Annotated in this window: 23 protein-coding genes and 1 pseudogene; 17 read left to right on the plus strand and 7 right to left on the minus strand. The window is 58.3% G+C overall.

All coding sequences use genetic code 11. The features are described 5' to 3' along the window. Positions 1-110: 110 nt before the first annotated feature. The 3 genes from AQ621_RS13640 to AQ621_RS13650 are packed head-to-tail and all read left to right on the plus strand — an operon-like array spanning position 111 to position 2,333. Positions 111-1,583 carry a DUF1538 domain-containing protein gene (locus AQ621_RS13640; protein WP_227508340.1) on the plus strand — a complete coding sequence of 491 codons (1,473 nt, stop codon included), beginning with the start codon at positions 111-113 and terminating at the stop codon, positions 1,581-1,583. Then, on the plus strand, positions 1,580-1,930 hold the full coding sequence (locus AQ621_RS13645) for a P-II family nitrogen regulator (RefSeq protein ID WP_022988389.1): 351 nt from the start codon (positions 1,580-1,582) through the stop codon (positions 1,928-1,930). Before AQ621_RS13640 ends, AQ621_RS13645 begins: the two co-directional genes overlap by 4 nt. A 13-nt stretch (positions 1,931-1,943) precedes the next feature. Beyond that, complete coding sequence (locus tag AQ621_RS13650; RefSeq protein WP_058341894.1) at positions 1,944-2,333, plus strand: CBS domain-containing protein; 390 nt, start codon at positions 1,944-1,946, stop codon at positions 2,331-2,333. Between the two features lie 12 nt (positions 2,334-2,345). On the opposite strand, the gene AQ621_RS13655 is transcribed toward AQ621_RS13650, so the two are convergent. Both AQ621_RS13655 and dauA read right to left on the minus strand, forming a co-directional pair. After that, a complete protein-coding gene (locus tag AQ621_RS13655; RefSeq protein WP_058341895.1) occupies positions 2,346-4,292 on the minus strand; it encodes a CASTOR/POLLUX-related putative ion channel in 1,947 nt (648 codons plus the stop codon). A 44-nt stretch (positions 4,293-4,336) separates the two neighbouring features. Further along, a complete protein-coding gene (gene dauA / locus AQ621_RS13660; protein ID WP_058341896.1) occupies positions 4,337-6,067 on the minus strand; it encodes a C4-dicarboxylic acid transporter DauA in 1,731 nt (576 codons plus the stop codon). 100 nt (positions 6,068-6,167) lie between these two features. Here dauA and AQ621_RS13665 point away from each other — a divergent pair, with 100 nt between their 5' ends. The 3 genes from AQ621_RS13665 to AQ621_RS13675 are packed head-to-tail and all read left to right on the plus strand — an operon-like array spanning position 6,168 to position 8,100. Beyond that, on the plus strand, positions 6,168-6,356 hold the full coding sequence (locus AQ621_RS13665) for a hypothetical protein (protein ID WP_022988393.1): 189 nt from the start codon (positions 6,168-6,170) through the stop codon (positions 6,354-6,356). A 22-nt stretch (positions 6,357-6,378) separates the two neighbouring features. Beyond that, a complete protein-coding gene (locus tag AQ621_RS13670) occupies positions 6,379-7,374 on the plus strand; it encodes a ChaN family lipoprotein (protein WP_082641092.1) in 996 nt (331 codons plus the stop codon). A 15-nt stretch (positions 7,375-7,389) separates the two neighbouring features. Then, complete coding sequence (locus AQ621_RS13675) at positions 7,390-8,100, plus strand: SIMPL domain-containing protein (protein ID WP_058341897.1); 711 nt, start codon at positions 7,390-7,392, stop codon at positions 8,098-8,100. Between the two features lie 5 nt (positions 8,101-8,105). On the opposite strand, the gene AQ621_RS13680 is transcribed toward AQ621_RS13675, so the two are convergent. After that, complete coding sequence (locus AQ621_RS13680) at positions 8,106-9,173, minus strand: beta-N-acetylglucosaminidase domain-containing protein (RefSeq protein WP_058341898.1); 1,068 nt, start codon at positions 9,171-9,173, stop codon at positions 8,106-8,108. Positions 9,174-9,350: 177 nt separating this feature from the next. Between AQ621_RS13680 and AQ621_RS17410 the strand changes: the two genes are divergently transcribed. Further along, on the plus strand, positions 9,351-10,460 hold the full coding sequence (locus tag AQ621_RS17410) for an acyltransferase family protein (protein ID WP_145840286.1): 1,110 nt from the start codon (positions 9,351-9,353) through the stop codon (positions 10,458-10,460). Here the strand turns inward: AQ621_RS17410 and AQ621_RS13685 are convergent. Then, entirely contained in the window at positions 10,345-11,460 is a 1,116-nt protein-coding gene (locus AQ621_RS13685; RefSeq protein WP_058341899.1) for an SLC13 family permease, read from the minus strand. The two genes, AQ621_RS17410 and AQ621_RS13685, sit on opposite strands and share 116 nt — an antisense overlap. Before the next feature lie 110 nt (positions 11,461-11,570). Here AQ621_RS13685 and AQ621_RS13690 point away from each other — a divergent pair, with 110 nt between their 5' ends. The 6 genes from AQ621_RS13690 (at position 11,571) to AQ621_RS13715 (ending at position 17,836) form a co-directional block, all read left to right on the plus strand. Next, on the plus strand, positions 11,571-12,029 hold the full coding sequence (locus tag AQ621_RS13690; protein WP_058341900.1) for a hypothetical protein: 459 nt from the start codon (positions 11,571-11,573) through the stop codon (positions 12,027-12,029). Between the two features lie 167 nt (positions 12,030-12,196). Continuing rightward, entirely contained in the window at positions 12,197-13,273 is a 1,077-nt protein-coding gene (locus AQ621_RS13695; RefSeq protein WP_022988398.1) for a TRAP transporter substrate-binding protein, read from the plus strand. Between the two features lie 105 nt (positions 13,274-13,378). Continuing rightward, positions 13,379-13,924: a TRAP transporter small permease subunit gene (locus AQ621_RS13700; RefSeq protein WP_058341901.1), complete on the plus strand. Its 546-nt coding sequence runs from the start codon at positions 13,379-13,381 to the stop codon at positions 13,922-13,924. After that, complete coding sequence (locus tag AQ621_RS13705) at positions 13,921-15,216, plus strand: TRAP transporter large permease (protein ID WP_058341902.1); 1,296 nt, start codon at positions 13,921-13,923, stop codon at positions 15,214-15,216. Before AQ621_RS13700 ends, AQ621_RS13705 begins: the two co-directional genes overlap by 4 nt. 176 nt (positions 15,217-15,392) lie before the next feature. After that, the gene (locus AQ621_RS13710; RefSeq protein WP_058341903.1) at positions 15,393-16,712 is read left to right on the plus strand and encodes an SAM-dependent methyltransferase; all 1,320 of its coding nucleotides are present in this window, start codon (positions 15,393-15,395) and stop codon (positions 16,710-16,712) included. Further along, entirely contained in the window at positions 16,712-17,836 is a 1,125-nt protein-coding gene (locus tag AQ621_RS13715) for an NAD(P)/FAD-dependent oxidoreductase (RefSeq protein ID WP_058341904.1), read from the plus strand. Before AQ621_RS13710 ends, AQ621_RS13715 begins: the two co-directional genes overlap by 1 nt. 91 nt (positions 17,837-17,927) lie before the next feature. On the opposite strand, the gene AQ621_RS13720 is transcribed toward AQ621_RS13715, so the two are convergent. Both AQ621_RS13720 and cadR read right to left on the minus strand, forming a co-directional pair. Further along, complete coding sequence (locus tag AQ621_RS13720; protein WP_319822996.1) at positions 17,928-18,764, minus strand: porin; 837 nt, start codon at positions 18,762-18,764, stop codon at positions 17,928-17,930. A 91-nt stretch (positions 18,765-18,855) separates the two neighbouring features. Next, complete coding sequence (gene cadR / locus AQ621_RS13725; protein WP_004364961.1) at positions 18,856-19,263, minus strand: Cd(II)/Pb(II)-responsive transcriptional regulator; 408 nt, start codon at positions 19,261-19,263, stop codon at positions 18,856-18,858. 95 nt (positions 19,264-19,358) lie between these two features. Here cadR and AQ621_RS13730 point away from each other — a divergent pair, with 95 nt between their 5' ends. Both AQ621_RS13730 and AQ621_RS13735 read left to right on the plus strand, forming a co-directional pair. Then, positions 19,359-20,255, plus strand: a complete 897-nt coding sequence (locus tag AQ621_RS13730; protein WP_004574643.1) for a cation efflux transmembrane domain-containing protein — start codon at positions 19,359-19,361, stop codon at positions 20,253-20,255. A 28-nt stretch (positions 20,256-20,283) separates the two neighbouring features. Beyond that, a pseudogene (locus AQ621_RS13735) lies at positions 20,284-20,664 on the plus strand (transposase); the annotation flags it as partial. A gap of 148 nt (positions 20,665-20,812) precedes the next feature. On the opposite strand, the gene AQ621_RS13740 reads toward AQ621_RS13735, so the two are convergent. Next, entirely contained in the window at positions 20,813-22,693 is a 1,881-nt protein-coding gene (locus AQ621_RS13740) for an AAA family ATPase (protein WP_058341906.1), read from the minus strand. Positions 22,694-22,885: 192 nt separating this feature from the next. Here AQ621_RS13740 and AQ621_RS13745 point away from each other — a divergent pair, with 192 nt between their 5' ends. Further along, positions 22,886-23,785, plus strand: a complete 900-nt coding sequence (locus AQ621_RS13745; RefSeq protein WP_058341907.1) for a DNA replication terminus site-binding protein — start codon at positions 22,886-22,888, stop codon at positions 23,783-23,785. Beyond that, entirely contained in the window at positions 23,766-24,242 is a 477-nt protein-coding gene (locus tag AQ621_RS13750; RefSeq protein ID WP_058341908.1) for a hypothetical protein, read from the plus strand. The genes AQ621_RS13745 and AQ621_RS13750 overlap by 20 nt, the downstream gene beginning before the upstream one ends. Positions 24,243-24,363 lie beyond the last annotated feature (121 nt).

Here is a 24,363-nt window from a genome sequence, read left to right on the forward strand (position 1 = left end):
TTGATTACCCCCAGCATATCCCATGCTAGGATTAACCGGACTGACCTGGATCAGCCACAGCGTCCACCTGGCACCTACAAGGGCTCTCCGTGTTTTATATCCGGTCCTTTTTGCATTCGTTGTTACACGCCCTGAAAAATCTGTTACCCATCGTCGTGGTGGTCGGTTTCTTCCAGCTGGCTATTCTGCAGCAGGTGCCGGATGACCTCGGCAGCATGGCCATCGGCCTGTTAATTGTTGCCGTGGGCGTGGCATTGTTCTTACAGGGACTGGAGCTGAGCATTTTCCCGGTGGGCAAAAGCCTGTCGAACCAGTTCGCCCGCAAGGGCTCCCTGGCCATACTGCTGTCGTTCGGCTTTGCCATGGGATTCTCCGCGGTTATTGCCGAGCCCGCGCTGATTGCAGTGGCAGAGCAGGCCCAGACCATCAGTGAGGGGCGCATTGACGGCCTCACCCTGAGGATACTGGTGGCTGTCTCTGTGGGGTTCGTCGTTGCCCTGGGGGTTTTCCGCACCATTTTCGGCTACCCGCTGCACTGGTTCATGATCACCGGCTACGTCATCGTGGTGATTGTTACCTGGTTTGCGCCGGAGGAAATTGTCGGACTGGCCTATGACTCCGGCGGGGTGACAACCAATGTGGTGACGGTGCCCCTGATCGCCGCTCTCGGCATCGGCCTGGCGGCCTCGATCCGGGGCCGGAACCCGTTGATTGACGGCTTTGGCCTGGTGGCACTGTCCGTCATGGTGCCCATGATCACCGTGCAGGTGTACGGCATGGTGGTTTACTCCGGCGGCACCGGGGCCGCAGCCATGGAGGCCATCACAGCGCAGGTTGCGCAAGCCCCGGCGAAGTCCGGCATAATTGCGGCCCTGCTCGACCTGGCCGGCATGTTGAGGGATGTGCTGCCGATCATCATCACCGTTCTGTTCTTCCAGTACCTGGTGTTACGCCGGAAGCTGAGCAATCCGAAGAAGATTGCCTTCGGCTTTGCGCTGGTGATCCTCGGCCTGTATGCCTTTGTTGTCGGCCTGAAACTGGGCCTGTTCCCCATCGGCACCAGCATGGCCGAGCAACTGATGGCCATGGACAGCTATGCGCCCGTGTACCTTTTCGCCCTGATGATCGGGTTTGCCACAACCATGGCAGAACCGGCACTGATCGCCATCGGCAAGCAGGCGGAAGAAGCCGCCGCGGGTGCCCTCAACGGCAATGCCATTCGCCTGTTGGTAGCTGTGGGGGTGGCCGTTGGCATCACCATTGGTGTGCACCGGATCATCACCGGAGATTCCATTCACTATTACATTATGGGCGGCTATATTCTGGTGATTCTGCTCACCCTGCTCGCCCCCCGATACATCGTGGCACTGGCCTATGACCTTGGCGGCGTGACCACCTCGGAAGTCACGGTACCGCTGGTAACGGCCCTGGGGATTGGACTGGCCAGCAGCATAGAAGGCCGTAATGTCCTGATCGACGGTTTTGGCCTGATTGCCTTTGCCTCGATCTTCCCGATCGTTACTGTGATGACCTATGCCATCGTGTCCCAATACCGTTCTGAACGCAGGAAGGAAACCCAATGAAGTTCTCTGCACTGGTAGCAATTGTCCCTGAAGACCTGGAACAGGACTGCATCGATGCAGCCCGCGAACTCGGCGCCGGCGGCATTACCGTCATGACCGGCCGCGGCATCAGCAACACCGCCAAGAAGACGTTCTTCGGCCTGACCTACGACGGCAGCCAGAGCGTGCTCCTGATGGTGCTGGAAAAAGGCCTGTCGCTGGAGATTCTCAAAGCCCTGCAGAAGGTGATCATGCCGGACCCGGCAGACTCCCAGGGCCTGATCTTTACCGTTCCGCTGGAGCACCTGGGTGGCATCGACATGGCCCAGGTGGAAAAATTCGAACAACACCTGAAAGACTCAATCTGATCGGAGAGCGCTCATGAAACTGGTCAAAGATGTGATGGTCACCGACATCATCAAGATCTCGCCCTTCGCAACCCTGCGGGAGGCACTGACGCTGATGAAGCGCCACAACGTGAAATCCCTGGTGGTCGAGCGCCAGAGCGAACACGATGCCTGGGGGCTGATCACCTATACCAACGTGCTCAAATCGGTGATTGCAGAGGATGGCGATATCGATCTGCTGAATGTCTACGATGTCTGCGCCAAGCCGGTGATCAGCGTGGGCGAAAACCTTGCCCTCAAGCATGCCGCTACCCTGATGTCCGATTACCGGGTCAAGCGACTGCTGGTACTGAAAGACAACGAAATGTGCGGCTTTGTAGTGATGGACGACATCATGGATGCCCTGCTCGATACCATCGACTGAACCGGGCCGGCCTCAGGTCTGGCACATCACCAGCAACTGGTCTCCCTCCTGCAGGTCCAGGTACTGTTTACGGGGCGGATTCATGACCAGGTGGCGCCCCCGCTCATCGGCCCGGGCCCTGAATACACCCAGCGCAATCTCGCCCCGGGCCGCGACTGTTTTCTCCAGTAACTGGAAGGTCGCGCTGGCCGGCAGCGGGTAGTCGTGGGGATCACGGAACTGGATCTCGGCGCCGCCGGCCGTGAACAGCTCGTCGAGCACCACCCGCAATTCCCTTCGTAAAGCCACCTGGGCCAGGACGTGGCTCAGAATCATCGGGCTGATCAGCATTTCACTTTGATGGCCATACAACAGGTGGCGGTTGTCCGGATCACTCAGCTCCATAATAACCTGGGGCCGGCGGGTGGATTCCGACAGAATATCTTCCAGCTGCAGGTAACCCACCATGGCACGGGCATCGGCCTCTTCCCCGGAGCCTATCCGGTCGCTGCTCAGCAACATCACGGTGTCGTAACTGGCCGGCGCCAGCTTGCGCAGGTCTTCTTCCACCATGTAATCGGCTTCCAGCAGGCGGCCATTGATCCGTTCAAGGTCCACGCCATAGCGGGACATCTCACGCTGACGCTCTTCCAGCGGGGTTGCCGATACCATGTCCAGCTGGAACTGTCGCCCCGCGTAGCTGCCAAACTCCGCCGCCAGGCTCGGCACCCGCCGGTTCCAGCCGAGAACCAGCACCCGGTGAGGCCCCTGCTGGCGGCTCGGCTGCACAGAGCCGCTGATGCGTTCCACTGCAGCCAGGGGGTCCACCTTGGCATCCGGCCCCGTGTGTTCATAGTCGCTGGCCATCAGCACTACCCGGTCTTCGTTACGGATCACCGTGTCTGACGGCGCCAGCAGGTTAACCTGCCAGCCTTTGGCTGCCGGCTGCAACAAGCCCAGCACGACGGCATGGGGCCGCTGCGTTGCCAGCTCGCTCAGGGTCAGGCCCTCGGCGGTTTCGCCACCCCGCACAAAGATCTCGTTGCCTTCACCGGCGGTCAGCAATTCGTTGTAAACCTCGGACAGGTTCGGGTGCAGCACGTTCTGCACCATCAGGCGGCTAATGGTGGCATCACCGGCCACCACCTCGACCGAGCCGGGATAGGCCCGCTCGACCACCGGGAGCTTTCGCATGTCCTGGATTTCTGCCACCACAAACGGCAACGGAGAACTGAAATGGCGGGCCTGGGCGGCGATAGACAACAGGGCTTTGACGGTTTCGATATCGGAGGTCACCAGGCTGCCGGCATCATGGCCCTGGCTGGGCACAATCACTGCCGCAGCGTCCAGGCAGGCGACCCGGTGCAGGGCTTCGGGCTGAATAGCCGAGCCGCTTCGCAGGATCACTTCCCGGGCCCGGCGGCCCACGCCCGGCTCGTTGATCAGCTCGTGCACCTGTTCGCCACTGGCTTCTTCCGCCAGTACAACCAGCCGCAGTTTCTGGGTATCGTGCTTTTCCAGAAAGCGCTGCATCCGGCCGGATGAACCAAACAACTCGGCCACCAGCGGCGGGGTCTGGGCTGTCCAGCCCAGAACCACCACATGGTTTTTCAGGGTAACCGGGGTCAGGCCCCGTTCCAGGTCTTCCATCTTGGCAATCAGCCAGCGGGTGAGGATGGCCACCAGGGTGCCCATAAACACCACATAGCCGGAGATGGTCAGCAGGGTAGACACAATGCGCTGCCAGGTGCCGACATCGTCCCCCAGGTAGCCGGGGTCGGTCAGGCGAAGGAAGGCCCACCAGATAGCGGAGCCGGCATCCTTGAACTCACCGGCCGGCGGCAACACCACCAGCAGGCCGCCAATCAGCGAAATCAGGCCGATAAAACCGCCCACCACCAGTAACTGGAAGCCGGCACCTTTGACCAGCTGGCGCTCAACAACAAACTTGATTCGATCAACAATCCGGAACGGAAGCATGTCTGCCCCTTGCATCAACTATGCGGGGCAGTTTATCGCAGTTTTCAGGCTTCGCCAGAAACAACGCCATTCAGGGCCGCTTCCAGGGTGGGATAAAAGCGGCTGATACCGGGCTCCGGCTTTACGCCAGCCCTTGCCAGCGTGCGCAAAGGCTGGAACTGCAAGTCCGCAATCACTATTTCCGTGCCGGTATTCCGGCAGCTGGAAATCAGCTTGTTCAGGGCCGACAAACCGCCCGCATCCAGTATGGTGACACCGTCCATATACAGCACCAGGCCCCTGGCCTGCCGGGACAGGCCTGCCAGCTCGCCAAACACCCGGTCTGCCGCCGCAAAGAACAGCGGGCCGTTGATCTTGAATACCTGCCAGCCCTCGGGCAGCTCCGCCTGTACGATGCGCTTGTTACCGGTAATATCGGTCACCTTGGTCATCTGCGCCATCTCCCGCATGAACAGCACCGCCGCCAGCAACACGCCGGTGGTGATAGCAATTACCATATCCAGCGCCACGGTCAGGCCGAAGCAGGTCAGGAACACCAGGATATCGCTGCGGGGCGCGGTTTTCAGAAGGTGAACCGCCTTCGGTGCTTCACTCATGTTCCAGGCCACCATCACCAGCAACGCGGCCATGGCGGGCATGGGCAGGTAGGCCAGGATGCCGGCCAGCGACACCAGCGCCAGCAACACCACCACGGCATGGATCATCGCAGACACCGGCGATTCTGCGCCGGCCCGGTAGTTGGCAGCGGAGCGGGCAATGGCGGCAGTGGCGGTAATGCCACCAAAGAACGGCACCAGAATGTTACCGATGCCCTGCCCCATTAATTCGCTGTTAGCGCTGTGGCGCTTGCCGGTCATGCCATCAAGCACCACTGCGCACAGCAGGGATTCGATGGCGCCCAGCATAGCAATGGCAAAGGCCGCCGGGATCAGCTCCCGGAACAGTTCCCAGCTCAGCCCTATCGGCTCACCGGCTGCCCCCGCCTGCTGCCAGGGCCAGGCGAATTCCGGCAGGAACGGCGGAATACCGGCACCGGTGCTGCCATCCGGCAGCAGGTAACTGAAACGGGAGCCGATGGTTTCAACGGCAGCCCCCTGGCTGTTCATCCACAACGCCAGCAGGCTACCCACCACCACCGCCGGCAGGTGCGGCGGCACCGGGGTTTTCAGGCGGGGCCAGAGCAGCATGACCGCCAGCGTAGCCAGCGCCACCAGGGTGCTCATGGCATCCAGCGCCGGTAATTGCTGGCCCAGCACCGCCAGTTTGTCCCAGTAATGCTCCGGCATGGTCTCGACTGGCAAACCGAAAAAGTCCTTCACCTGCAGGGTGGCAATCACCACGGCAATACCCGCGGTAAAGCCCAAAGTGACGGACTCGGGTATATACTCGATAAAGCGCCCGAGACGCATCAGCGCCATAATCACCAGCAACACCCCGGACATCAGGGTGGCCAACAACAAGCCACCCAGGCCATAGCTCTGTGCAATCGGGTAGAGAATAACCACAAAGGCCGCGGTCGGGCCGGAGATACTGAACCGGCTGCCGCCGAACAGGGCGATCACAAAGCCGGCAATAAAGGCCGTGTACAGCCCGTACTGGGGCGCAACGCCACTGGCAATCGCCAGCGCCATGGCCAGGGGAATGGCGATGATACCGACCGTGATGCCGGCCATCGCATCTTTCAGGAAACGGCCACCGGTGTAGCGCTCGTCAATACAGGCCTCACGGACAGCGTGGGCGAATCTGAGCGAAAAAAGATGAGCACGGTGGGACATGGCTAGCGGCTCCTGGTTGCGAACGAGACCTTATCATTATATGCTCATTACGATTACATTCAATGTTAACCTGATTAACATAGCATGAGCGTTGATACCTATGCCCAAGGAAAACCGAACCGCACGCCTTACCCTGCTGATTGACCCGGAAAAGAAAAAGGTCTTTGAAGCCCTGTGCAAAGAGGAAGATGTAACGCCGTCCCAGAAGGTCCGGCAGTTTATCCGGGAATATGTGGAAGCCCGGCTGGGCCCGGACTGGCGCGAAGACTCCCGCCAGAAAACCGACTGAGCGGCGAAGCGTATAAGCTCCTATGAAACCTTTATTCGCCAGCCTCCTGTTAACACTCGCCACCGTCACCGGGTGCGCCGCTGTGCCGGCAGACAACATCCCGGCACGGCCCAGCAGCCAGTACGATGCGGTGGTTTTGGCAGCGAAGACCGGCGCTCCGGTTACCGTCCAGGAACTGGCCCGCCAGTTGGCCGACACCGATATCGTAGTGATCGGCGAGTACCATGGCCACCACGCCTCTCACCTGCTCCAGGCCCGGCTGCAACAAGCCCTGTACCGGCAAAACCCCGCCCAGATCCTGAGCATGGAACAGTTCAACCTGGACCACCAGGCTGCCGTGGATGCCTACCTGGCCGGCACAATCGGCGAAACCGAAATGCTGGAAGACGCCAACGCCTGGGACAACTACAAGGCCTCCTACCGGCCGCTGGTGGAATTTGCACGCCAGCATCAGTTACCGGTGATCGCCGCCAACGCACCGGCGGACACCGTTCGCTGTGTCGGCCGCGAGGGTAAGGCTTACCTGGACAGACTGCCGGAAGCGCAGCGCTCAGCCCTGCCGCAGCAGGCCTTCCTGGACACCCCGGAATATCGGGACAAGTTCATAGACGCCATCAGCGGCAGCCATGGTACGGAACAGGCTGAACTCTCCGGGCGCATGCTCAACACCTACCAGGCCCAACTGCTCCGGGATAACACCATGGCGCACCGGATGGTGGAAGCGCTCCGCAACCGGCCCGGGCATCAACTGGTGCATACCACCGGCACCTTCCACAGCGAGCAGCGCCTTGGTACCGTGGCGGTGCTGGAACAACGTGCACCGGAACTGGATATCACGGTAATCTCGCCTGTCGAATGGCCGGCCAACGAAGCAGACATGCCGCTGGCAAAGCACCGTCACAAAGGCGACTATCTATACTTTATCCAGCCCATGCCCCGGGAATTCCGAGACCCGGAACGGGAGCGAGAGGCCATGCAGGCCCGGTTCGGCCAGCGCACCACGACCAACTGTGATTAATCACAAGGAGTAAGCATGAAAGTTGTCTCTGCCCTGATCATCGGCCTGTGTGCCATTTTTGCCGCGTCTCTGCTCAGCGAGGGACTGATGGGGCTGCGCACGGCCGACCGCTACGTGACGGTCAAGGGCGTGGCGGAACGCGAGGTGCAGGCAGACCTTGCCTTGTGGCCAATCCGTTTTGTCGCCACCGGCAGCACGCTGGATGAAGCCCAGAACAAAACCCGCAGCAGCCGCGAAGCCATCATGGCCTTCCTGAAACTGCAGGCGATTGAGGAGTCGTCGGTTGAACTGCAGCGGCTGGATGTTACCGATACCCGCGCCAATCCATACTCCGGCAACAACAACGAGCAGCAGTACATCATCAACCAGACCCTGATGGTGCGCAGCACCGACATAGACCGTATCCGCCAGGCGGCACAGAACGTGAGCGAACTGGTGGATTCCGGTGTGGTGCTGTCGTCGGACTACGGCCCCGGCGGCCCCACCTATTTGTTCAGTGGCCTGAACGATATCAAGCCGCAAATGATCGCCGAAGCCACCGCTGCCGCCCGGGAATCCGCCCAGCAATTTGCCCGGGATGCCGATGCCGAGCTCGGCGGCCTGCGACGGGCCAATCAGGGGATTTTCCAGATCCTCGCCCGGGACCAGGCCCCGGGGGTTTCGGAACAACAGCAGCCGTTAAAAACCGTGCGTGTAGTCTCTACCTTCGACTACTACCTGGAGTAACCGGGTTACTGGGTGGCCACCATTTCGTCGGTAACCTGGTAATCCCCGGCCAGCCAACGCAGAATTTCGTGGGCAGCCGGGTGATCAAAGGCATCGTAGGTGTGCATCAGCGCCTGTTTTTTCTCATCGCTGATACGCCCCAGCCCGGTATCCTGCAGCACCAGCAAGTCTCTGTGCAGCTGTTCCGCCAGCTCCAGCCCCAATACCTCCCTTGCCGCATGCAAAAACGCCTGGCCATACTGGTAATCCGGCCCCTGGCGATAGGATTCCGCCAGGGTAATGGCCGGAATACTGGTGAGCACCGGTTGCAGCGCAGGGTTGATGGCGTGGCCTGAAAGATAGGCGGCGTTGCCCGCAGGGCGGCCGGTAAATCCGCGCAGGTGCAGGTGCCGGGACATGCGGTCGCCGTCGTTGACCGGATAGTTGTCCCAGAGCAGCGGCTTGCGGCCCAGCAACTTGCTGATACGTTTGAGGTGGCCCGGTGAAATCTCCCGGGAGCAGACTTCCTCCCCGGTCCAGAAAATCCGCACATCGCGGTCCAGCTCCGCACCCAGGGTTTCCAGATAATCCGCCGGCCGCTGGCCGAACACACGGTCCAGCACCGGGTCATCGGAATAGTAGGTTGGGCACACGCTGATTTTTGCAGCCGCGGTATGCTCCTGCACCCACCGGATAATTCCGGCCTGGGTTCGGGCCAGTTCCGGGGTATCCGGGTGCATATCGTCGAACAGGATGGCCAGCTCCTGAATACCCAGGCGATCCAGCATTTTCAGTTTTTTCGCCAGGGCATCCCGGGCGATGTCATCGAAGTTATTGAAAACCTCGAACGGGCTCAGCCCTACGCCGAAACGCACCCCTTCGCGCCGGCAGAATCCGGCAAAATCCGCCAACGCCTCGGCCTGTTCCGGCGGATGCGGCTCCTGCCAGCGCCGGCGCAAGTACGGATCAGCCTTGGGCGCGTACAGGTAGAAACCATAGCCATGGGTGGTCAGGGCATTAACCAGCTGGCGCCGCTCGCCCCAGCTCCACACCGGGCCATAAAATCCTTCGATAATACCCAGCTCTACCGTCATCTCACTCGCTCCCTGACCAAGGTTTCTTATCATCATATACCCTACCCGGGCACAGGTCAGGCCCGGCAAATGAACAGACCGTCAGCGCACGGAAATCGAATGGTATAGCAAGCCCGTAGTCGGCCGGTCCGCACAGGACTAAACTGACCACTTGCCCTGACGACAACCGGAACCGCAATGCAAAACGCCCAAGCCCGCCTGACCGCCCTGGACTCACTGCGAGGTATCGCTGCCCTCGGCGTGGTGCTGTTCCATTACCTGCCGTATTACGACAAGCTCTACGGCCACACCTTCAGCAGCCCCTCGTTTCTGGAGTTCGGACGTTACGGCGTGCATCTGTTCTTTATCCTCAGCGGGTTTGTCATTTTCATGACTCTGGAGCGCACCCGAAGCCCGGGCCAGTTTGGCCTGGCCCGGGCCTTTCGCCTGCTGCCGGCACTCTGGGCGGGAATCGTTCTTACCTGGCTGACAGTGCAAGTAATGGGGCCGGACGATCGCGTGGTGAGCCTGGGCTCGGCCCTGCTCAACACCACCCTGCTGCACGAATATCTGGGCCACCCCCATGTAGACGGCGCCTACTGGAGCCTGGTGATCGAAGCGACCTTCTATGTCTGGATTGCCCTGCTGTTTTACGGGCTCGGAGGCTGGCAGCGCTTACGGCCCATGCTCTGGCTTTGGACATTCATCAGCTATGCCGCCGTGATCTGGTGGAAAGCCATTCCGGACAGCCTCGAACTTCTGGTCAAGGACCTGCTCTTCACCCGCTACGCGCCACTGTTCATCAGCGGCATGCTGATTTACCGGTGGTATCGCCATGGCCGGCCTGGCGGTGCTGACACCGCCTTGCTGGCACTCACCATTGGCCACTGCCTGGTCGCCTACAAAGCCCCATACAACCTGTTTGTGCTCGGCTGTTACGGCGTGTTTATCCTGGCCGTTGCCGGCCGCCTCAATGTCCTTACACGCCCGGCGCTGCTGTGGCTTGGCAGCATCTCTTACACGCTTTACCTGGTTCATCAGAATATCGGCTACGGCATCATAAGCGCCGCATACAGCGCCGGCCTGCCCGGCCCGCTGGGCGTGTTGATCGCCCTGGCTGCTGCCATCAGCCTGGCTGCGGCTTTGCACTATGGTGTTGAAAAGCCGGCGTTACGATGGTTTCGAAGGCGCATCAAACAACGTAGTGCGCCAGCGCAGCCACTCCCAGGGCCAGCACCAGTGCCGGCAATGACCACAGGTGAAACTCCCGCCATAACCCCTCAACCCGGGCCAGGCGCAAGGCAATAAGGTTGGCCAGCGAACCGATCGCCAACCCGAATCCGCCCACCGACACACCCCAGGCAAGGGCTTGCCAGTCGTCAGCCAAGGATGCCAGCAAAATGGTGGCCGGCACATTGGAGATGAACTGCGACACCACCACCGATGCCGTCATCACACCGCCGGGCAGTGCCAGCAGCCAGGCCACAAGCGCATCCGTCTGAGGCAGCCCGGCCAGTAGCCCGAGATCCACAAACATCAGCATAAATACCAGCAGGAGCAGCCAGTCGACCCCGCGCAGAACCGCCCGGAACAGCAGGCCATACAACAGCACAACGGCCAGCGCAGCCACAACCACAGCGCCCAGCTCCGCCGCCACAATAAAACCCGGATACAACAGGCAAGACACCCACAACAGTCTGCGGTTGACCGGCCTTTGCGCCGGCCGGACAACAACCGGCCGGGCGGGAAACGCCAGCACCGTGGCCAGGAGCAAGACCAACGTCAACAGCCCCACCAGGGGCAGCATGGCCGCCATAAATTCACCAAACCCGATGCCCCGGGTCTGCCAGATGAAGAGGTTCTGGGGATTACCGATGGGCGTCAGAGCCGACCCGACATTCACAGCCAGGGCCTGGAAAATCACCAGCCGGCCCAGCGGAACCGGCACCACCGCGGCCAGGGCAACAGTCAGGGGCACCACGATAAACAGGGCCACATCGTTGGTCACTACCGCAGCCAACAGCCAGGAAAAAACCACCAGCGCCAGTGCCAATGAACGCTCCGTGCGAAACCGGCCCATCAGCCAAACACCACAACGGGCCAGGGCACCACTGTCTTCAAGCCCACGGCTCAGCACCAGAAAACCGGTGAGCGCCGCCAGGGTTTGCCAGTGCACCAGCCCGGCAAGCTCACTCAAAGAGGGTGACACCGCCCACAGCAAGGGCACCAGCCCAACCACCAGTGCCAGCAGCAGGTAATCCTCGGTCAGCCGGGACAGGAAGAAACGGAAGGGATTGCTACGACTCATCAGGCTTATGATCCCGATCAACAGGCAAAGGGCATGGCAGGCAGAGAATATTGTCTAGACTTACAGACAAACCGACATTTCAACAGCCATTCTGACCGGAGATATGCCGTATGGAAATCAAAACCTTCGCAGACCTGATCGACTGGACCCGGCAACTGCACGCCCACCTGGCGCGTTGCCTGCACGAATCGGCCGGCCAGCATAAAGACGAGCGGGCCAGTGCCCTGCTGGATTACATCAGCAGCCACGAGACCCTGCTGGAAAAGGCGGTGGCCGAATATGAAAACCAGGCCGATCCGAAAGCCATGCAAACCCGGCTTTACGATTACGGGGTGCACAAACCCATCGAAAAAAACCGGACCTGCAGCACCGATTACTCAGCGCTGGACTTCGCCGGCATTGCCCGGGAGATCTTTGATTTTCATGACCAGGTCATGGCGCTCTACGACAGCCTGATCGGCAAGGCAGAGATCCCCGAAGCCAAGTCTCTGCTGGAAGACCTGAAATCGCTGGAAGAACATGAAGCCATGCGCCTGGCCAGCCAGATCGGCCGGATGAACGATTTGTGAAAACCGTTCGTATAGCTCCGAGGCCTTAGACATATGTCTTAATTCGAGCAGCTGCATAGCACAACCATTGTGTTTGTGAACTAGACTGCAAGAACAAGCCGGTCACCCAAAAAGCGGCTGGCTCTGAGCCAAAGACAATTACAACAACATCAGAGGTTAGAAGAGCAATGAAGATCCGTTCTGTTCTATCCGCGGCTGTACTGGCTGTGGCAACGACATTTGCCGCCACACAGGCGCTGGCACAAGACAAATTCACCCTGAAACTGGCCGAAACCTGGGGCCCCAACTTTCCCATTTTCGGTGACACAACCAAGCGTTTTGCCGAAACCGTCGAGAAAATGTCTGACGGCCGGCTGACCATCCGCATCGACTCCGCCAACAAGCACAAAGCGCCGCTGGGCGTGTTCGATATGGTCAAGGCAGGCCAGTACGACATGGGCCACTCTGCCTCCTACTACTGGAAAGGCAAGGTTCCGGAAACCCTGTTCTTCACCAGCATGCCGTTCGGCATGAACGCCATGGAACAGTACGCCTGGTTCTACCACGGCGGCGGCATGGAGCTGATGCAGGAAGTGTATGAGCCCCACAACATGCTGTCGTTCCCCGGCGGCAACACCGGTGTGCAGATGGGCGGCTGGTTCCGCAAGGAAATCAAGTCGCTGGAAGACCTGCAAGGTCTGAAAATGCGCATCCCGGGCTTTGCCGGCGAAGTCTTCGCCGAGGTGGGTGTTAACCCCACCAACATCGCCCCGGGCGAGCTGTACACAGCCCTTGAGCGCAACACCATTGATGCCGTTGAGTGGGTAGGTCCGGCCCTGGATCTGCGTCTTGGCTTCCAGCAGATCGCCGATTACTACTACACCGGTTGGCACGAGCCGGCCACCGAGCTGCAGTTCCTGGTCAACAAGCGTGTATGGGAACGCCTGCCGGCAGACCTGCAGGAAATCATGCGGGTAGCCATGCGCACCGCTTCCTACGACATGCTGGTACATTCCCAGCATGAAAACGCCAAGGCCTGGGCCAACATCAAGCAAGACTACCCGAACGTACAGATCAAACAGTTCCCGGAAGACATCTTCCAGGCCATGTACGATGCCAACAAAAAACTGCTGACAGAAGCGGCGGAAGACAGTGCAATCGCCAAGAAGATCATTGATTCCCAGCTGAGCTACCAGGAGCAGAGCCGGGCTTACACGGATATTTCCGAAAGGGCCTATCTCAACACCATGGCGGAAGTCGAGTAAACTGGGCGCCATGCAGCAACAGAGCCGGGATCGCTCTTGGAGAGGTCCCGGCTTTTTGCTTTCTAATCAGAACAGAAAATCCGCTCTGCGGAGGACGATGTACAGATGCGCTGGATAATAAAACTGGACGAGGGCCTGGCCTGGGTCTCGAAAGTGTGTGGCTGGGTGGCATGCATTGCCATGATCCTGATGGCCGCCAACGTGTTCTACGACGTGCTCACAAGGTATGTGTTTAACGACGTCTCCATCGCCATGCAGGAAATGGAATGGCACCTGTATTCGGTGGTGTTCCTGCTGGGCATTCCCTATGCCCTGCGCACAGACAGCCACGTTCGGGTAGACGTGTTCTACACCAACTGGAGCCAGAAGCGCAAAGCCTGGGTGAACCTGATTGGCGCCCTGATCTTTGTCGTGCCCTTCGCCTACCTGATCGGCTTCTACGGTTACAGCTTTGCCCAGGACGCCTACCAGATGGGTGAAGGCAGCGGCGACCCGGGCGGCTTGCCACACCGCTGGATTATCAAAGCCGTGATTCCTTTCTCTGCCGTGTTTATGGCGACCGCCGGCCTGAACATGGCCACCTACGCCCTGAGGGTGATGGCAGGTGATAAAGAATACGAAGGCGAGCACAGTGCGGGAGGTCTGGCATGATCGGCATGATTATGTTCGGCGTGGCACTGGTCATGCTGATGCTGGGTTTCCCGGTGGCTTTCACCTTCGGTGGCGTGGCGCTGTTCTTTGGCATCTTCGCTGAAGGCATGGATCTGTTCGCGTTCATGCCCTACCGCATCATGAGTGTGATGCAGAACACCGTCTTGATGGCCGTACCCCTGTTTATCTTCATGGGCGTGGTGCTGCAGCGCACCAGGCTGGCCGAGCAGCTGCTCACGTCCATGGGCCGGCTGTTTGGCGGCCTGCCGGGCGGCCTCGCTATCTCCACCATCCTGGTGGGAGCACTGCTGGCTGCGTCCACCGGCGTGGTCGGCGCCAGTGTGGTAGCCATGGGCCTGATCTCCCTGCCGGTGATGCTGGCCCATAACTACGACAAGCGCCTGGCCACCGGTACTATCTGTGCGTCCGGCACCCTGGGCCAGATTGTGCCGCCGTCCATTATCCTGATCATTCTGGGGGATGTGCTGGGCCTGCCGGTGGGCGACCTGTTCAAGGCCGCAGTGATGCCCGGCATCGTTCTGATCGGCCTGTACATTATCTACATCCTGGTGATCACCCGCCTCAAGCCCCAGACAGCTCCGGCCATGCCGCCGGATGACAGCATCAGCCGTGGCAAGGAAATACGCGATGCGTTGCTCGCGATTATCCCGCCGCTGGCACTGATTGTGGTGGTGCTGGGCTCGATCTTTACCGGCATTGCCACCCCCACCGAATCGTCCGCACTGGGTGGTGTGGGTGCGGTGGTCCTGGCCATCATCTATCGCCAGTTCTCGTTCAAGATGGTGTGGGATGCGGCCAAGGATACCGTCAGCGTAACCGCCATGGTGTTCGCCATCCTGATCGGTGCCACCGCCTTCTCCATGGTGTTCAGCTACACCGGCGGCGACTACCTTCTGGAAGAATGGCTGCTGATGCTGCCGGGCGAACAGTGGGGCTTCATCATCCTGGCCATGCTGGTGATCCTGGTTCTGGGCTTCTTTATCGACTTCGTGGAGATTTCGTTCATCATCGTGCCGATCCTGGCGCCGGTGGCCGAAGCCCTGGGCATCAACATGCTCTGGTTCGCCATCCTGGTGGCCATGAACCTGCAAACCAGCTTCCTGACGCCACCGTTCGGGTTCGCCCTGTTCTACCTGAAAGGGGTGGCGCCACCGAACGTCAAAACCACCGATATCTACAAGGGCATACTGCCGTTCATCCTGCTCCAGATCCTGGTGCTGGCGATGATCATCATATTCCCTGAATGGTTTGGCATGAGTGCTACTTACTAAGACTTGTACCTTCCGGGATCGGGCACCCGCCCGATCCCGCTTTTCTCCCCGCTTTGCCCTCCGTTTTCGCCAATACCTGACAAATCCTGATCATTTTCTATACTGAGTCAGAAACGCGACTCTCAGCCTGATTTCGGGACCGCACAGGAGCACAGAGAACAAAGGGAGAGCCTGCCGTGACACAGAACACCGCCCGCAAACCGGAATATAGCGGAAGCGACCCAAGAGCCCAGGGCCATGTGCTGACCCTGCCCCTCGAAAACAGCCAGACCGACCGGGAACCCCACAGCTACGAGCGCTGGCTGGTGGCCAAGCTGATGCGCATGGCCGGTTCGCCACCGGTGCGCTTCCGCCTGTGGAACGGCGAGACCATCGAACCGGAACAGCAACCCGCCCGGTTCACCCTGAGCCTGGCCGACCCCAAAGCCCTGTATTCACTGGTGGCAAATCCCAACCTGGCGTTCGGAGACCTGTACAGCGCCGGCCGGCTGGAAGTAGACGGCGACCTTCCGGATCTTATGGAAGCCATGTACCGGGCGGTTCATCCGGCCCGGCAGAAGTGGCCGAAATGGCTGGATGCACTGTGGCGCAACCACAACCCCCGGCCTACCGGAATTTCCGAAGCCAGGGAAAACATCCACCACCACTACGATCTGGGCAACGAGTTCTACCGGCTCTGGCTGGATACGGCGGAAATGCAGTACACCTGTGCCTATTACGAACAGGCAGACAACACCCTGGAACAGGCCCAGCTGGCCAAACTGGAACATGTGTGCCGCAAACTGCGCCTGAAACCGGGCATGACGGTGGTAGAAGCCGGTTGCGGCTGGGGCGGCCTGGCACGGTACATGGCCCGCAATTACGGGGTAACCGTGCATGCCTACAACATATCCCGGGAACAGCTGGCCTATGCCCGGGCCGAAGCAGAGCGGCAGGGTCTGGATAACCTGGTCACCTATGTGGAAGACGACTACCGCAACATTGAAGGCCAGTACGATGCCTTCGTCTCCATCGGCATGCTGGAGCATGTGGGCAAGGACAACTACCCGGCCCTGTCGGAACTGATCAAACGCTCCCTCAAACCCGATGGCATTGCCCTGCTGCACAGTATCGGGCGTAACCGGCCGATGCTGATGAACGCCTGGATCGAGAAACGGATTTTCCCGGGCGCCTACCCGCCCAGCATTGGCGAGTTTATGGAACTCTGCGAACACGGCGATTTCTCGGTGCTGGATGTGGAGAACCTGCGCCTGCACTACGCCCAGACCCTGAGCCACTGGATGGACAATTTCACCGCCAACCAGGACAAGGTAACGGAGATGTACGACGAGCACTTCACCCGGGCATGGCGGCTGTACCTGGCCGGCTCCATTGCCGCCTTCCGGGCCGGCTCATTGCAGCTGTTCCAGGTGGTATTCACCCACGGCGATAACAATCAGCTGCCCCGGAGCCGGCAGGATCTTTATACCTTCCCAGCCACACCGGAGGGCATTTGATGGATTACTACGATGTGATCATTGTCGGCGCCGGCCCCGCCGGCGCTACCCTGGCCCGGGCGCTGGAGGGCGCGGGCAAGCAGGTGCTGATTATCGACAAGGCCGAATTCCCCCGGGATAAAACCTGCGCAGGCTGGGTAACCCCCGCGGTACTGGCAAGCTTGGATATTGATGCCAACGAGTATGGCAATGGCCGCACCCTGCAACCCATTCGCCGCTTCCGCATCGGCATGATGGGCCAGGACGCGGTGGAGAACAACCACGGTGAAGTGGTCAGTTACGGCATCCGCCGCTGCGAGTTTGATGACTACCTGCTTGGCCGGGTGTCCTGCACCAAACAGCTGGGTACGCCGGTAAAATCCATCACCCGTGACAGCGGCAACTGGGTGATCAACGAACAATGGCAGGCGCCGTTACTGGTGGGCGCCGGCGGTCACTTCTGCCCTGTGGCCCGGCAGCTGGGCAACGGCCCCGGCAAGCATGAAACCGTGGTTGCGGCCAAGGAAGTAGAGTTCGAGATGACACCGGAACAGGCCCGCGCCTGCGAAGCCCGGGGCGACACGCCGGAGCTCTGGTTCTGCCGCGATCTCAAGGGCTATGCCTGGGTATTCCGCAAAGGCAGCTACCTGAACATCGGCCTGGGCCGGGAAGACAATCACCGACTGACGGATCACCTGGAAGCCTTTGTAGAAGATATGAAACAAGCCGGGCGCATTCCCGCCGACCTGCCCGGCCGGTTCAAGGGTCACGCCTACCTGCTGTATGCCCACGCCGACCGCCCGCTGCTGGACGATGGCGTGTTGCTGATCGGTGATGCCGCAGGGCTGGCCTACACCCAGAGCGGCGAAGGCATCCGCCCGGCCATCGAATCGGCCCTGATGGCTGCGAAAGTGATACAGGAAGCCCCGGATTATTCTGCGGTTTCCCTGCAGCCCTACGGCGAACAGATCGCGGCCCGCTTTGGCAATCGGGCGTCTGAGCAGGAACATGGTTTTGACTTGCCGGAATGGCTCAAGCAACCCATTGCCAGCACGCTGATGCGCTCACACTGGTTTACACGGAAGGTGGTGACAGAGAAATGGTTTTTACACCAGCAGGTGCCGCCACTGGATGTGGCGGTGTGAGATGCACAAAGGCCGGGCATTGCTGCCCGGCCTTTGTTTTTCCATGCGCCAACCGTGGGTATGACTGTGGTTGGTGCTTTGGAGGTAGTGCTTAGAACTTCACGCGCATGCCGGCCAGGAAGCCCATGTCGGTGTCGTCTTCATCAGTGTCAGCAATTTCAGCAAACACGCTTACGTTCTTGGCTTCCGGGAACTTATAAGTCACGTTAGCGTACCAGCCAGTTACGTCTTCTTCGTTGTCCTCTTCCTGGTTCTGCATACCGATTGCAACGCCGGTAGTGCTGGTGACGTCGATGGTAGCAGCAACGTTATACAGGGTGGTTTCGCGATCTGTGTTGCTGTCGTCGGTGACACTGTAGTCAGCGGCCAGGCCAAACATGCCAAAGTCGTAACCGGCGCTCAGACCCCAGGTGTCCAGGGAATCACCACCAATCGGAGTGTGCTGCTGGAAAGCGGCAGCCAGTTCCAGACCAGCGATTTCGGTAGCAGCGAACAGATCGAAGAATTCACCGGTGATGCCATCTTTGTCTTCGGCTTCCAGCTCGTAGCTTGCAACCAGGTATACCTGATCCAGTTCTACGTCTACGCGGAAGGTGTCATCGCCGTCTGTGTCTACCGCATCAAACTGATCTTCGTCCAGCGGTGCTTCATAGGCTTCTTCGATGCCGAATTCGTCAGAAGCGAAGTTCTGCTTACCGAAGGAGAAAGAGGTTACGCCGTACTGGATACCAACATATGCCTCTTCAATCGGCTCATCTGTTGACGCGTAATTGTCACCGGCAATTTCTTCTTCATTACCATTGGCGTGATCTTTAAAGTCAAGATCCAGACGGCCAAAGGCTTTCATGTTATTGCCGAGCTCATAGCTTACGTAGTTTTTGATTTCCAGGTCGTCGAAATCAACATATTCATTTTTGTTGTCACCAATTTTCGGGTAAGCGGATTAAATGGTTGATCTTACCTTTGCATGAGAGTGAGACAGACCGGCATCTCATCGGATTATCTGGTTGATGCTTCACCTACTGCTGGTGCATGTTTCCTTCGCTAATTCCAGCAAGAACCCCACACGCCTCAACTTCCCGGTCATCGTTGCAACTCGCTCTCAGTGAAACGAGTTGTTTCTCAAGCGCTTGCAGAGCGGTTATCTGCGACCGCACATGAGAGATGTGATCATCGAGCAAGGCGTTGACGGCGGTACAAGGCTGATGAGGGTCGTCCTGATAGCTCTGTAGTTCGTGAATCTCAGCCAGTGACAGGCCCAGGATTCTGCAGCGACGGATGAAGGCCAGCCCCTCACCATGCTTCTCGGTATAGACACGGTAACCGTTGTCCTGCCGATCAGGCGGCGGCAACAAGCCCTGCTGTTCATAGAAGCGGATCGTCTGTGTTTCGACCCCTACCAACTGCGCCAACTGACCAATGCGCATCAGCCTCCTCCCCAACGGATTCTTTACTCTATTGACCTTATAGTAGCTTTATAGTTTTAAATGGTACCACAACATTGTTCAAGTGGAGTCGTATCATGAGCAAATCCTGTGGTGGCGCCTGTGGCGGTGATGCAACGTCCGCAGCGGATACCGATATACAGGCCTCCTCCGAGGCGCCAGGGAGATGGGTCAGTGTTTATGCCGTGCCGAAGATGGACTGTCCATCAGAAGAACGAATGATTCGCCTAGCCCTGAACGGCTTTGAGGAGATTCGGGCGCTGTCCTTCGACTTGTCGAACCGCCGGCTGAAGGTCGTGCATGACGGCGAGGTCGAGCCCGTCACCTCGAAACTGAAGACCTTGGGGCTAGGCGCCTCGCTTCAGGAAACCGTCGCTGCAAATCCGGAGACCATCAAGGCCGCCGAGTTTTCGGCAGCTTCTGCTAAGCAAGAATCCGGGACCCTGCGCTGGTTGCTCGGCATCAATGCACTTCTGTTCGTGGTGGAAATGACTGCCGGTCTGATCGCCCAGTCCACCGGCCTGATTGGAGAATCCCTGGACAATTTTGCCGATGCGGCGGTGTACGGGCTTGCCCTTTATGCGGTTGGACATAGCGTGAAAATGCAGGTACGTGCCGCGCATCTTGCTGGTGTACTGCAACTGATCTTGGCTGTGGGCGTGCTCGTAGAGGTGGTGAGACGCTTTGTATTCGGTAGTGAGCCTGAATCGCTGGTGATGATGGCTATCGCATTCGTCGCATTGATTGCCAATACCAGTTGTCTGCTGCTCATATCCAAACATCGGGAAGGCGGGGCGCACATGAAGGCAAGCTGGATATTCTCGGCCAACGACGTGGTGATCAACCTGGGGGTCATCACCGCCGGCGCCCTGGTCGCGTGGACCGGTTCCAATTATCCGGATCTGATTATCGGCACCATCGCGGGGGGCATTGTACTTAACGGTGCCAGACGCATTTTGGCGTTGAAGGGTTAAATAATGCTCATTATTGGCAAAAAGCTCTTGGGACGCCACCACACGGCTCCAGGCAGAAGCCGCCCTGGACGAGTGGATAGCCACCATCCCGAAGGGCCAAAAGGAAGTCTGGAGCGATCTGGTCAGGGCAGTGGGAAACTGGCGCGAAGAGACCATGACCTACTTCGAGACGGACATGCCCGTCACCAACGCTTACACGGAGTCCATCAACCGACTGGCCAAGGACAAGAACCGTGAAGGGCGCGGTTACTCCTTCGAGGTGATGCGGGCACGAATGCTCTACACCACGAAGCACAAGAAAAAGGCACCGACTGCGAAGGTCTCTCCTTTCTACAAGAAAACCATCGGTTACGGACTGCCGGACTTCGCAGAGGAACTCAACTACGGAGTCGATCTATCAACCATCTGAGGGTGGTATCAGATTGATGGGGTGAAGGTGCCCCATCAACCATTAAATCCGTATACCCTAAAGATTAAGATGAAGGTAATCCTCGGATCATCCGAAAACCGCAGGGGCATAACGCATCGCGCTGAACCGTGGACCGACGTTTCCCTGGTCAGCTTGAGAGCCCCCTTACCCAATTATCAAATTCGGCAGGTAGGTGCAGCTCCGCTTTAACTCGCGAGATCGCGGTGTACACGCTGGACACGAGAGCATCTTTTGAGACCATGTTGGTCTGACTGAAAAAATCGTCCGCAATAACAACTTTTTCAAATTCCATGTTCTTGGTGTGCTCTGGCATCCCTAGCCACAGAACATTTACAGAGCCCCTCGCCTGCCGAGACAATGATTCATCGAGGTGTTTGAGCTGATAACCGCGGGAAAGCAGGTCGACAATACGACTGATATCGGCGTGTTGCGATTCACGCTTTACCAGTTCATCGAAGGTTCCGTACCGGAATAAGCTTGGGAAGCTTGGGCGCGTACCGTGATTGAACAGCTCGATTACGTCGCCCATGAACCACTGCAGGGCTTTCTCCGATCCTGGCATCAACGTGAAAGCGGCTTTTTCATGGGCGCATCGCTGGAACTGCTCAAACAAGGCCCAGTATGAGCGAAAAATGATGGCGCAGTTTCCGCTCGGCGCCGGCAGGGTCTGGTAGGACACAACCCGGGTGTTTTCTGGTCTGATGCCGACAAACTCCAGCTCCGGAGTAATGGGGTGTGCCGCAAGAACCTGGTTAAAAAGCTCCGTTGTGCTCTCACCAGCCCTGACTGATACGCCTAGTTCTCGACCTCGTGATCGCCCTGGTCGCTGAGTTCCTCCGGCCCCGAAAAGGTGTTGGTATCGATCACCAAAGGTAAATGTCGCCTGTGGTGGCGGCGTTCGCTCAAGAATATTAATAATGGGCAGGGGCAGATCGTGGGCTTCATCGACCAGGGCGATACGGATCGTAGGAGGAAGCACCTTGCCTTCAACATCAGCATGCTTGATTTGGTGATAGATCCGCATTGGCAGTTCAGATTCCTGATTTGGCGGATTCACAATGACTTCCCACATCCTGCGAGCAACTTCTACCAGAATGACTTTGTCTGAGGCGGACCAGTGAGATTTTATCGTAGCGGGTAGATGTTCAGTCGTGATCTCATGACCGGAGTTGTGGCAAAACGACGTTACCGTCTTCCACGCAATTTTGGCAACCTCGGGAGGCTTCGCTCGCTGAAGCGGTTGGATCCCCAGAATATGTGCCATTTGCTCATAGGTGCGGTTGAAGCGCTGCCCCATCCGGTAACGCGAGCCCCTGGAGGGCCTGGGTGCAGGCTCTCCAGGATAGACCAGCTCTTTCATCAATTCCGCTAACGTCAATCCCCGAACGGCTTGCGTGCGTTCCATGAGCGCTGTGAGTTGCTGACGGGTGTGAGCCAGAGCTACAACAGAGAGACCTTTGGCGCTCAAGGAGGCCGCAAGCGTTGTGATGAGGTAGGTCTTACCCACGCCGGCAAAGCCTTGAATGGCCATGGGTTCGTCCGGCTCGGCCTCGATGGCTCGAATCAAGCGGTCATGCTCAGTCGATAGTGACACATTCCGCTGCAGACCCAGGATGTTACGTTTGATGAACACCTGGTTGAACTCTTTCGAGCAACCGTAACGCCATCGGTTTTTTTGTTCCAGGTAACTTTTGTTGGCAACGTCCGAGACTGACATGAGAAAGAACATGTCGCTGTTGCCCGGAGCCAGGTCAGAAAAGTGCTCTACTCGATCCTGTACCAGGTCCTCAATTTCTGATCTGGCCTCTTGAGAATCACCAATCAGCAGGAGGCTTTCCGCAAGGAGACGTTCACTCGCAGGGCCATTAAAGGGTTTTGATGAGTTGGCCAGTTTAAACAGGGTAAACAAACCCGCCAGCTCAGCATTGGTTAAGCCGGAGAGTCTTGTCCGGTCTTTATCCAGCTCTTGTAACGTCTCAAGGCTTAGTGGGATCGCAAGTTTCGTCATGGTGTCCAATTCGTGAGTTCAGGCAATCTCAAGGATCTTTTGCTTAGGTGCAACCAAGATACCGTCAGAGTCTGGTATTGGCTAATGAAGAGATTCGTCTGCAGGAATATATGGTATAATAAATCAGGTCTTTGATTTTGTTTGTGTTCACACAGTGTCCGTGCCGTACTCTGATATTGGGAGATCCAAAACATGTTGAACTCTGATGTTGGCGATGTCCCTGTCCCGCGTGACTTGATCGAGGAGCTTTCGACTGCTTATCAATCCCTCGTCGATCATTGTGAGGGGCTAAAGAAGCTATCAGAAGCGGATCATGCCAGAAATTTTGAAGTGTATATCCCAACTTTTGGCGCCACTGAAAAACAGCGCTATACCGCGGATGCGCGCAGAGCTGCGATTATAGATGCGGTTGGGCTGACCATTGACGATACTCACAACAGGAAATACGAAGCGGGCATTATTTGTGCTTCAGATGCGACAGTGTCGGCGGTCGAGCAGCTAAATGCAGCTAAAAGTCACTTCAAGGAAACTGTTCTGAAAATCCGGAACCTTTCCCTTGAGAAGCGCGGGGTATCACGGGAAACGGTGCTGAAGAACGCTCTGAAAAGTGCAGGAATTCAGACGCTTGATCTGCGGGAGTGTTACCGACAGATCCGGATCATGCCTCGTAATTTGGATTCAATCTCCTGGACCTGGGCAACCAGTCACGCCCGGATCCAGAAACTCAGCTTTGATGAGGCCATGGCGCTTGCCGAAGGACTCAGGGATCGCGATGTGGAGTTGGCAGACACCGCCGTAGATGTCCTGAGGCGAAAATGTTCACCCGATCAGCCTTTGGTCCGCCGAATCACTCTGCCGAATCAATTGCGAGCAAACTACGCCTATCGCGAGGCGGGCAAGGTCCTCCGGAAGAGTTGCCCGATTTCGGGAGTAGTTATTGCACAGCAGGAGACTCTCCCGAGGTTGGCTTGGCGTGAAAATCCAGCATTTCGTAATGAGGTTCCAGTTCGACTCCAGCGCGAATCCAAGATAGAGCCAGAACCTGTCATTCAAGCATTGAGCATTCACCGCTATGTCGACGGTCAAGCCTGAACACCCTGCTCTCCAGGCAAAGGTACGCTGTTTCGGTTCAAAGGCGGCTCTCACTGCAGAGGCGACCTACATCACCCAAGAGGGTGGCGTGCCGCTGGCTGCACTGAATTTGGAAGTCGCACCACGCCAAGGTGAACGCGTTGAATGGAAGAGGAAGATTGTTCTCCAATTGGGCGAGGACGACCTACCACTTCTTTGTTGTGTGTGTCTGGGCTATTTACCCAAGGCCGAGTTTAAGAGGCCAACAAAGGGGATAACGATTGAGCGCCAGCCCGGCAGGATTTACCTGGCTGCCAGCCAAGGATCAGGTACCGGATACGCCCTACCCCTGCCCATTTCACAAAGTTTTCGGCTTGGCGCACTTGCTCTTGCACAACTTAAGAAGCAGTCCGTTTGTGACGACGAGCAATTGGTATTGGCAGCGCTAAGAGGGGCGGCAGCACTGTATAAAGGTTAGGTAGAATGCCACCTGCAGCTCTCTTGGGGCTTGACCCATCCGCCAGAGATCGTGGACTCGTCGGTTTGCTCCAGCCCTGCCTGAGAGCAACGCCAGGTTTTATACCTCTTATGCTGATGAC

This window comes from Marinobacter sp. P4B1, from assembly GCF_001447135.1.
In the GTDB taxonomy this organism is placed as follows: domain Bacteria; phylum Pseudomonadota; class Gammaproteobacteria; order Pseudomonadales; family Oleiphilaceae; genus Marinobacter; species Marinobacter vinifirmus.

Coding starts and splice junctions, on each gene's coding strand:
- AQ621_RS13645 (WP_022988389.1), top strand. CDS start 1,580: ATGAAGTTCTCTGCACTGGTAGCAATTGTCCCTGAAGACCTGGAACAG.
- AQ621_RS13650 (WP_058341894.1), top strand. CDS start 1,944: ATGAAACTGGTCAAAGATGTGATGGTCACCGACATCATCAAGATCTCG.
- AQ621_RS13655 (WP_058341895.1), bottom strand. CDS start 4,292: ATGCTTCCGTTCCGGATTGTTGATCGAATCAAGTTTGTTGTTGAGCGC.
- dauA (WP_058341896.1), bottom strand. CDS start 6,067: ATGTCCCACCGTGCTCATCTTTTTTCGCTCAGATTCGCCCACGCTGTC.
- AQ621_RS13665 (WP_022988393.1), top strand. CDS start 6,168: ATGCCCAAGGAAAACCGAACCGCACGCCTTACCCTGCTGATTGACCCG.
- AQ621_RS13670 (WP_082641092.1), top strand. CDS start 6,379: ATGAAACCTTTATTCGCCAGCCTCCTGTTAACACTCGCCACCGTCACC.
- AQ621_RS13675 (WP_058341897.1), top strand. CDS start 7,390: ATGAAAGTTGTCTCTGCCCTGATCATCGGCCTGTGTGCCATTTTTGCC.
- AQ621_RS13680 (WP_058341898.1), bottom strand. CDS start 9,173: ATGACGGTAGAGCTGGGTATTATCGAAGGATTTTATGGCCCGGTGTGG.
- AQ621_RS17410 (WP_145840286.1), top strand. CDS start 9,351: ATGCAAAACGCCCAAGCCCGCCTGACCGCCCTGGACTCACTGCGAGGT.
- AQ621_RS13685 (WP_058341899.1), bottom strand. CDS start 11,460: ATGAGTCGTAGCAATCCCTTCCGTTTCTTCCTGTCCCGGCTGACCGAG.
- AQ621_RS13690 (WP_058341900.1), top strand. CDS start 11,571: ATGGAAATCAAAACCTTCGCAGACCTGATCGACTGGACCCGGCAACTG.
- AQ621_RS13695 (WP_022988398.1), top strand. CDS start 12,197: ATGAAGATCCGTTCTGTTCTATCCGCGGCTGTACTGGCTGTGGCAACG.
- AQ621_RS13700 (WP_058341901.1), top strand. CDS start 13,379: ATGCGCTGGATAATAAAACTGGACGAGGGCCTGGCCTGGGTCTCGAAA.
- AQ621_RS13705 (WP_058341902.1), top strand. CDS start 13,921: ATGATCGGCATGATTATGTTCGGCGTGGCACTGGTCATGCTGATGCTG.
- AQ621_RS13715 (WP_058341904.1), top strand. CDS start 16,712: ATGGATTACTACGATGTGATCATTGTCGGCGCCGGCCCCGCCGGCGCT.
- cadR (WP_004364961.1), bottom strand. CDS start 19,263: ATGCGCATTGGTCAGTTGGCGCAGTTGGTAGGGGTCGAAACACAGACG.
- AQ621_RS13730 (WP_004574643.1), top strand. CDS start 19,359: ATGAGCAAATCCTGTGGTGGCGCCTGTGGCGGTGATGCAACGTCCGCA.
- AQ621_RS13740 (WP_058341906.1), bottom strand. CDS start 22,693: ATGACGAAACTTGCGATCCCACTAAGCCTTGAGACGTTACAAGAGCTG.
- AQ621_RS13745 (WP_058341907.1), top strand. CDS start 22,886: ATGTTGAACTCTGATGTTGGCGATGTCCCTGTCCCGCGTGACTTGATC.
- AQ621_RS13750 (WP_058341908.1), top strand. CDS start 23,766: ATGTCGACGGTCAAGCCTGAACACCCTGCTCTCCAGGCAAAGGTACGC.